This is a genomic window from Buttiauxella izardii (assembly GCF_003601925.1).
Lineage (GTDB): Bacteria > Pseudomonadota > Gammaproteobacteria > Enterobacterales > Enterobacteriaceae > Buttiauxella > Buttiauxella izardii.
In genome coordinates this window covers 68,172-75,274 of record NZ_QZWH01000028.1, presented here as the reverse complement: position 1 = coordinate 75,274, position 7,103 = coordinate 68,172, and the positions used below count along the sequence as shown (strand labels likewise).

Sequence of the window (7,103 nt, the reverse complement as noted above, 5' to 3'; positions counted from 1 at the left end):
CCCGGCCCTCTCCCTGAGGGAGAGGGAGAAAACCGGACAATCTCTCTGATGGAAAAGGAGAAAACCGGTTTATCCCCTCTCCTGGGGGAGAGGGTTAGGGTGAGGGCCTTTTGAGATTAACGCTTCAGCGCTTCGCTCAATTCATCACGCATTGTTGCCAGCATCGCTTTAACAACACGCGGATTACCTGCAACGATGTTACCGCTGGTCAGGTGATTATGGCCGCCGGTGAAATCACACACCAGGCTACCGGATTCGCGAGCGATCAGTTCGCCTGCTGCGAAATCCCAAGGCTTGAGGCCAATCTCAAAGAAACCGTCAACACGGCCAGCCGCAACGTAAGCCAAATCCAGCGCAGCTGAACCGGTACGACGGAAGTCTGCACACTGGGTGAACAGTTTGCCGAGAATGTTGATATAAGATGTGGCGTGCTGCTTCACTTTGAACGGGAAGCCGGTTGCCAGAATAGTGCCGTCGAGGTCGCGTGCATTGCTGCCGCGCAGACGATAACCGTTTAACTGTGCGCCTTGACCGCGAACGGCAGTGAACAGCTCGTTACGCATTGGGTCATAAACCACAGCAACTTCGGTGCGGCCTTTAACACGAACAGCGATTGATACCGCGAAGTGCGGCAAACGTTTGATGAAGTTTGAAGTGCCATCCAGAGGATCGATAACCCATTGCACATCCTGCTCGGTACCCGCCAGTTCGCCTGATTCTTCAGCGATAATGGTGTGTTGCGGGTAGGATTTGCGGATAATTTCGATAATCAGGCGCTCGGCCTCTTTATCTACGTTAGTCACAAAATCGTTGCTGCCTTTCTGGCTGGTTTCTACAGCGTCAGGAGTTTCGTAGTTCTTGGCAATTAAATTGCCCGCCTTGCGCGCAGCGCGCACGGCGATGGTGAGCATCGGATGCATCGGTCTCTCTCTGGATGTTAAAGAACGGGAAAACGCGGCGGAGTATAGCAGAGCGTTCGGAATATGTCCCAGGGTTATGATAGGATATCGCGATAATCTTTTCAGGCTATGAGTCAACAATGCTGCAAAACGTACGTATCGTGCTGGTCGAAACCTCCCATACCGGCAACATGGGCTCCGTCGCTCGTGCAATGAAAACCATGGGGCTGACGAATCTTTGGTTGGTCAATCCGCTGGTGAAACCTGATTCTCAGGCCATCGCGCTTGCTGCGGGTGCGAGTGATGTTATCGGCGAAGCCAAAATTGTCGACACACTCGATGAAGCGCTGGAAGGTTGCAGCCTCGTTGTGGGCACCAGTGCACGTTCGCGCACCTTGCCGTGGCCGATGCTCGACCCGCGTGAATGCGGTGTAAAGAGTATTTCTGAGGCGCAACATGCGCCAGTCGCTATTGTGTTTGGCCGCGAGCGCGTAGGCTTAACCAATGACGAATTGCAGAAATGCCATTACCACGTCGCGATTCAGGCGAATCCAGAATACAGCTCGCTGAACCTGGCGATGGCGGTGCAGATCCTCGCTTATGAAGTGAGAATCGCCTGGCTTGCGACGCAAGAAGAAGGCAAAGAACCGGTCGTCGTTGAAGACCAGACTCAGTATCCACCGGCTGACGATCTCGAGCGTTTTTACGTGCACCTGGAGCAAGTATTGCTGAAAACCGGCTTTATTCGCACCAGCCATCCGGGGCAGATTATGAGCAAATTACGGCGCTTATATAATCGTGCACGCCCGGAAACTCAGGAACTTAACATCCTGCGCGGCATGCTTTCATCTATTGATAACGAGAAAAAACACGGCAAATAATACTTGAGTAAATTACTAGGTTAAATAGTTGACCAATTTACTCGGGAATGTCAGACTTGCGGCCTGCTATGTGACAATCACATTTATAAAAAACCCCCGGTTCGAGGGGCGATTAGAGGTTAAGTAAGACATGAGACTGACATCCAAAGGACGTTATGCCGTGACCGCAATGCTTGACGTTGCGTTGAACTCCGAATCAGGTCCAGTGCCGTTGGCTGATATTTCTGAACGTCAGGGAATCTCTCTCTCCTATCTGGAGCAGTTATTCTCTCGTCTGCGTAAAAATGGCCTTGTTGCCAGCGTTCGTGGTCCAGGCGGTGGTTATCTGTTAGGTAAAGAAGCTGGCAGCATCGCGGTTGGCGAAGTGATTAGCGCAGTAGACGAATCTGTTGATGCAACCCGTTGTGCGGGTAAAGGTGGTTGCCAGGGCGGCGATAAATGCCTGACTCACGCGCTGTGGCGCGACCTGAGCGACCGTCTGACTGGTTTTTTAAATAACATCACCTTAGGTGAACTGGTGAATAACCAGGAAGTGTTAGATGTTTCTGGTCGCCAGCACAATGAAAACCATCGCAGTACGCGCGCTCAAGACGCAATCGACGTTAAATTACGCGCATAATTTACCCGTCATATTTCGGGTAAAGATAAAATAGATTTTTAGAATCAGGTTAGGGAGCTTGCCGCTCCCTTTTAAAAACAGCGATAACTCATTTTTAGGCCTGGTTCTTCGTAACGTATTGAAGTGATGTACGGAGCTTAAGAGCAATGAAATTACCGATTTATCTCGACTACTCTGCAACGACGCCGGTTGACCCGCGTGTTGCAGAGAAAATGATGCAGTGTTTGACTATGGACGGAACCTTCGGTAACCCGGCTTCTCGTTCTCACCGTTTTGGTTGGCAGGCGGAAGAGGCGGTAGATATCGCCCGTAATCAAATTGCTGAACTGGTTGGTGCAGACCCGCGTGAAATCGTCTTTACCTCCGGTGCAACTGAATCTGATAACCTCGCTATTAAAGGTGCGGCTAACTTCTATCAGAAGAAAGGCAAGCACATCATCACCGTAAAAACCGAACACAAAGCCGTGCTGGACACCTGTCGTCAGCTTGAGCGCGAAGGTTTTGAAGTGACTTATCTGGCACCGCAGAGCAACGGTATTGTTGACCTGAACGTGCTGCAAGCGGCAATGCGTGACGACACCATTCTGGTTTCCATCATGCACGTGAATAACGAAATCGGCGTGGTGCAGGATATCGCGGCAATCGGCGAAATCTGCCGTGCGCGTGGCATTATCTATCACGTGGATGCGACTCAGAGCGTAGGCAAACTGCCTATCGACTTGAGCAACCTGAAAGTTGACCTGATGTCTTTCTCTGGTCACAAAATTTATGGCCCGAAAGGGATCGGCGCACTGTATGTTCGTCGTAAACCACGTATTCGTATCGAAGCTCAGGTACACGGCGGCGGTCACGAGCGCGGCATGCGTTCTGGTACTCTGCCTGTTCACCAGATTGTCGGCATGGGCGAAGCTTACCGTATCGCGAAAGAAGAGATGGAAACAGAAATGTCCCGTCTGCGCGGTCTGCGTAACCGTCTGTGGAACGGCGTGAAAGATATGGAAGAAGTATATCTGAACGGCGACCTGGAAAATGGTGTTCCGACCATCCTGAACGTGAGCTTTAACTACGTTGAAGGTGAGTCGCTGATTATGGCACTCAAAGACCTCGCGGTTTCTTCCGGTTCTGCGTGTACATCAGCAAGCCTCGAGCCATCCTACGTGCTGCGCGCACTGGGCATGACCGACGAACTGGCTCATAGCTCTATCCGTTTCTCTTTAGGTCGTTTTACTACTGAAGAAGAGATCGACTACACCATCGCATTGGTTCGTAAGTCCATTGGCCGTCTGCGCGACCTTTCTCCGCTGTGGGAAATGTTTAAGCAGGGCGTGGATCTTAATTCCATCGAATGGGCTCATCACTAATCGTTTGCGAAGAACGTCGAAATCGAATTCAGGAGTATTAAAAATGGCTTACAGCGAAAAAGTAATTGATCACTACGAAAACCCACGCAACGTCGGTTCTTTTGACAACAGCGATGACAGCGTTGGCTCCGGCATGGTGGGTGCACCAGCGTGTGGCGACGTGATGAAGTTGCAGATCAAAGTCAACAATGAAGGTATTATTGAAGACGCTCGCTTTAAAACCTACGGCTGTGGCTCTGCCATCGCTTCCAGCTCGCTGGTGACCGAATGGGTCAAAGGTAAATCTCTGGATGAAGCGCAAGCCATCAAAAACACCGACATTGCAGAAGAACTCGAACTGCCGCCGGTGAAGATTCACTGCTCAATCCTTGCAGAAGACGCGATTAAAGCGGCAATTGCGGATTATAAAAGCAAACGTGAAGCTAAATAGTCTTTTCAAAATAATTTGAGTTGCAGGTAGGCGGCAAGCTCAGGAATCCCCAGGAGCTTACTAAAGTAAGTGACTGGGGTGAGTGAGTGCAGCCAACGCCCCTGCAGTTCGAAGAATGAAGAAAAATCAATTGAGGTTGTTGTATGTCGATTACCCTTAGCCACAGCGCTGCCGATCGTGTGAATGCCTTCTTAGCTAATCGCGGTAAAGGATTTGGTCTGCGTTTGGGCGTTCGTACTTCAGGCTGCTCCGGCATGGCTTATGTTCTTGAATTTGTTGACGCACCGATGGCAGAAGACACCGTGTTCGAAGACAAAGGCGTGAAAGTGGTCGTCGATGGTAAAAGCCTGCAATTTTTGGACGGCACCGAGCTCGACTTCGTGAAAGAAGGTCTGAACGAAGGGTTTAAGTTTACTAACCCGAACGTAAAAGATGAGTGCGGCTGCGGCGAAAGCTTCCACGTCTGATTTCAGCTCATACCCCACGCCTGTGGGGTATGACGCTTTACCACCATGTTAACCCTGAGTCTGTTATGGATTACTTCACCCTCTTTGGGTTACCGGTAGGCTTCACCCTCAACACCGAGCTGCTGGCGACCCGTTACCAGGAGCTGCAACGCCAGTTCCACCCTGATAAATACACCAGCCGTCCACAAGCGGAACAACTGCTTGCGGTGCAACAGTCTGCGACCATCAATCAGGGCTGGCAAACGCTGCGTCACCCGCTGCCGCGCGCCGAGTACATCCTCTCCCTCAACGGTTTTGATCTGGCTAACGAGCAGCATACCGTGCGCGACACCGCGTTTTTGATGGAGCAACTCGAATTACGCGAAGAGCTTGATAACATCGAGCACGCCAAAGACAGCGACCGCCTGGAATCCTTTAGTGCCAACGTCAATGCGATGGTGAAAACCCGCATGGCGCAAATGGTGCAGCAACTGGATAACCAGGACTGGACGCAGGCGGCGGATACTGTACGTAAACTTCGTTTTCTCGATAAACTGCGCAGCCAAATAGAACAACTCGAAGAAAAGCTGCTCGATTTTTAACTGGAAGCTCAATATGGCGTTATTACAAATTAGTGAGCCGGGCCTGAGTGCGGCACCTCATCAGCGCAAGTTGGCGGCAGGTATCGATTTAGGCACCACCAATTCACTGGTTGCAACTGTTCGCAGCGGGCAAGCTCAAACGCTGCCTGACCATGAAGGGCGTCACCTGTTACCTTCAGTGGTGCACTATCAGCAACAAGGTCTGAATGTCGGCTATGACGCGCGAGCGCAAGCGGCAACTGATCCGGCAAATACTATCAGCTCGGTAAAACGTCTGATGGGCCGCTCGCTGGTGGATATCCAGACGCGTTACCCGCATCTGCCTTATGCGCTCAAAGCGAGTGAAAATGGCCTGCCGATGATCGACACGCCGGCGGGTTTGCTGAACCCTATTCGTATTTCATCCGACATCCTCAAAGCCCTTTCCGCCCGCGCTACCGAAGCGCTGGAAGGCCAGCTTGATGGCGTGGTGATTACCGTTCCTGCTTATTTCGACGATGCACAGCGTCAGGGCACCAAAGACGCGGCGCGTCTGGCGGGCCTGCATGTGCTTCGCTTGCTGAATGAACCGACCGCAGCGGCTATCGCTTACGGCCTGGATTCCGGCAAAGAAGGCGTGATCGCCGTTTACGATTTAGGCGGCGGTACTTTCGATATCTCTATTCTGCGCTTAAGCCGTGGCGTGTTTGAAGTGCTGGCGACCGGCGGTGATTCCGCGCTGGGCGGCGATGACTTCGACCACTTACTGGCCGACTGGCTGCGTGAACAAGCTGGCGTGGCTGACCGCAGCGACGACCGCGTTCAGCGTCAGTTACTCGACGCCGCGATTGCTGCAAAAATCGCCTTGAGCGATGCCGAAACCGCCACCGTTGAAGTTGCTGGCTGGAAAGGTACGGTGACGCGCGAGCAGTTCAACGAACTGATTGCCGCTCTCGTCAAACGGACTTTACTCTCTTGCCGCCGCGCGCTGAAAGATGCCGGCGTGGAAGCTGACGAAGTGCTGGAAGTGGTGATGGTCGGCGGTTCTACTCGCGTGCCATTAGTGCGCGAACGTGTGGGCGAATTCTTTGGCCGCACGCCGCTGACTTCCATCGACCCGGATAAAGTCGTCGCCATCGGCGCGGCAATCCAGGCGGATATTCTGGTGGGTAACAAACCAGACAGCGAAATGCTGCTGCTGGATGTGATCCCGCTGTCGCTGGGCCTTGAAACCATGGGCGGCCTGGTGGAAAAAGTCATTCCGCGTAACACCACCATTCCGGTGGCGCGTGCGCAGGACTTCACCACATTCAAAGACGGCCAGACGGCGATGTCGATTCACGTCATGCAGGGCGAGCGCGAACTGGTGCAAGATTGCCGTTCACTGGCACGCTTTGCGCTGCGCGGCATCCCGGCGATGCCAGCGGGTGGGGCGCATATTCGCGTCACTTTCCAGGTTGATGCTGACGGCCTGTTGAGCGTCACCGCCATGGAAAAATCCACCGGCGTTGAAGCTTCTATCCAGGTGAAACCGTCTTATGGTCTGAGCGATGGCGAAATCGCCACCATGATTCAGGACTCCATGAGTTATGCCGAGCATGACGTGAAAGCGCGCATGCTGGCCGAGCAAAAAGTTGACGCCGCCCGCGTGCTGGAAAGCCTGCAAGGTGCGTTGGCAACTGATGCTGCGCTGTTAAGTGCGGCAGAGCGTGCGGAAATTGACTCAGCAATGGCGGCATTAAGCGTTGCCGCAGCGGGCGATGACACCGATGCGATTGAACAAGCCATTAAAAATGTAGACAAACAAACACAGGATTTCGCCGCACGCCGTATGGATGAATCAATCCGTAAAGCGCTGAAAGGCCACTCCGTGGACGAGGTTTAAC

At 52.7% G+C, this 7,103-nt stretch carries 8 protein-coding genes; 7 read left to right on the top strand and 1 reads right to left on the bottom strand.

Annotated elements, in window-relative coordinates:
* Nucleotides 1–116: 116 nt before the first annotated feature.
* On the bottom strand, nucleotides 117–920 hold the full coding sequence (suhB, locus tag D6029_RS13615) for an inositol-1-monophosphatase (RefSeq protein WP_120065270.1): 804 nt from the start codon (nucleotides 918–920) through the stop codon (nucleotides 117–119).
* 119 nt (nucleotides 921–1,039) lie between these two features.
* On the opposite strand from suhB, the gene trmJ reads away from it, so the two are divergent.
* The 7 genes from trmJ (at nucleotide 1,040) to hscA (ending at nucleotide 7,102) form a co-directional block, all read left to right on the top strand.
* Nucleotides 1,040–1,780, top strand: a complete 741-nt coding sequence (gene trmJ, locus D6029_RS13610; protein WP_120065269.1) for a tRNA (cytosine(32)/uridine(32)-2'-O)-methyltransferase TrmJ — start codon at nucleotides 1,040–1,042, stop codon at nucleotides 1,778–1,780.
* A gap of 130 nt (nucleotides 1,781–1,910) precedes the next feature.
* Nucleotides 1,911–2,399, top strand: a complete 489-nt coding sequence (gene iscR / locus D6029_RS13605) for a Fe-S cluster assembly transcriptional regulator IscR (RefSeq protein ID WP_120065268.1) — start codon at nucleotides 1,911–1,913, stop codon at nucleotides 2,397–2,399.
* 146 nt (nucleotides 2,400–2,545) lie between these two features.
* Nucleotides 2,546–3,760: a cysteine desulfurase gene (gene iscS / locus D6029_RS13600; RefSeq protein ID WP_120065267.1), complete on the top strand. Its 1,215-nt coding sequence runs from the start codon at nucleotides 2,546–2,548 to the stop codon at nucleotides 3,758–3,760.
* A 43-nt stretch (nucleotides 3,761–3,803) separates the two neighbouring features.
* Entirely contained in the window at nucleotides 3,804–4,190 is a 387-nt protein-coding gene (gene iscU / locus D6029_RS13595; RefSeq protein WP_015703172.1) for a Fe-S cluster assembly scaffold IscU, read from the top strand.
* Nucleotides 4,191–4,333: 143 nt separating this feature from the next.
* Complete coding sequence (gene iscA / locus D6029_RS13590; protein ID WP_064513071.1) at nucleotides 4,334–4,657, top strand: iron-sulfur cluster assembly protein IscA; 324 nt, start codon at nucleotides 4,334–4,336, stop codon at nucleotides 4,655–4,657.
* Between the two features lie 65 nt (nucleotides 4,658–4,722).
* The gene (gene hscB, locus D6029_RS13585; RefSeq protein ID WP_120065266.1) at nucleotides 4,723–5,238 is read left to right on the top strand and encodes a co-chaperone HscB; all 516 of its coding nucleotides are present in this window, start codon (nucleotides 4,723–4,725) and stop codon (nucleotides 5,236–5,238) included.
* 13 nt (nucleotides 5,239–5,251) lie between these two features.
* On the top strand, nucleotides 5,252–7,102 hold the full coding sequence (gene hscA, locus D6029_RS13580) for a Fe-S protein assembly chaperone HscA (RefSeq protein WP_120065265.1): 1,851 nt from the start codon (nucleotides 5,252–5,254) through the stop codon (nucleotides 7,100–7,102).
* Nucleotide 7,103 lies beyond the last annotated feature (1 nt).

Excerpts from the sequence above, each read along its gene's own strand:
- iscA (WP_064513071.1), top strand. The coding sequence starts at position 4,334 with ATGTCGATTACCCTTAGCCACAGCGCTGCCGATCGTGTGAATGCCTTC.
- hscA (WP_120065265.1), top strand. The coding sequence starts at position 5,252 with ATGGCGTTATTACAAATTAGTGAGCCGGGCCTGAGTGCGGCACCTCAT.
- hscB (WP_120065266.1), top strand. The coding sequence starts at position 4,723 with ATGGATTACTTCACCCTCTTTGGGTTACCGGTAGGCTTCACCCTCAAC.
- iscU (WP_015703172.1), top strand. The coding sequence starts at position 3,804 with ATGGCTTACAGCGAAAAAGTAATTGATCACTACGAAAACCCACGCAAC.
- iscR (WP_120065268.1), top strand. The coding sequence starts at position 1,911 with ATGAGACTGACATCCAAAGGACGTTATGCCGTGACCGCAATGCTTGAC.
- suhB (WP_120065270.1), bottom strand. The coding sequence starts at position 920 with ATGCATCCGATGCTCACCATCGCCGTGCGCGCTGCGCGCAAGGCGGGC.
- iscS (WP_120065267.1), top strand. The coding sequence starts at position 2,546 with ATGAAATTACCGATTTATCTCGACTACTCTGCAACGACGCCGGTTGAC.
- trmJ (WP_120065269.1), top strand. The coding sequence starts at position 1,040 with ATGCTGCAAAACGTACGTATCGTGCTGGTCGAAACCTCCCATACCGGC.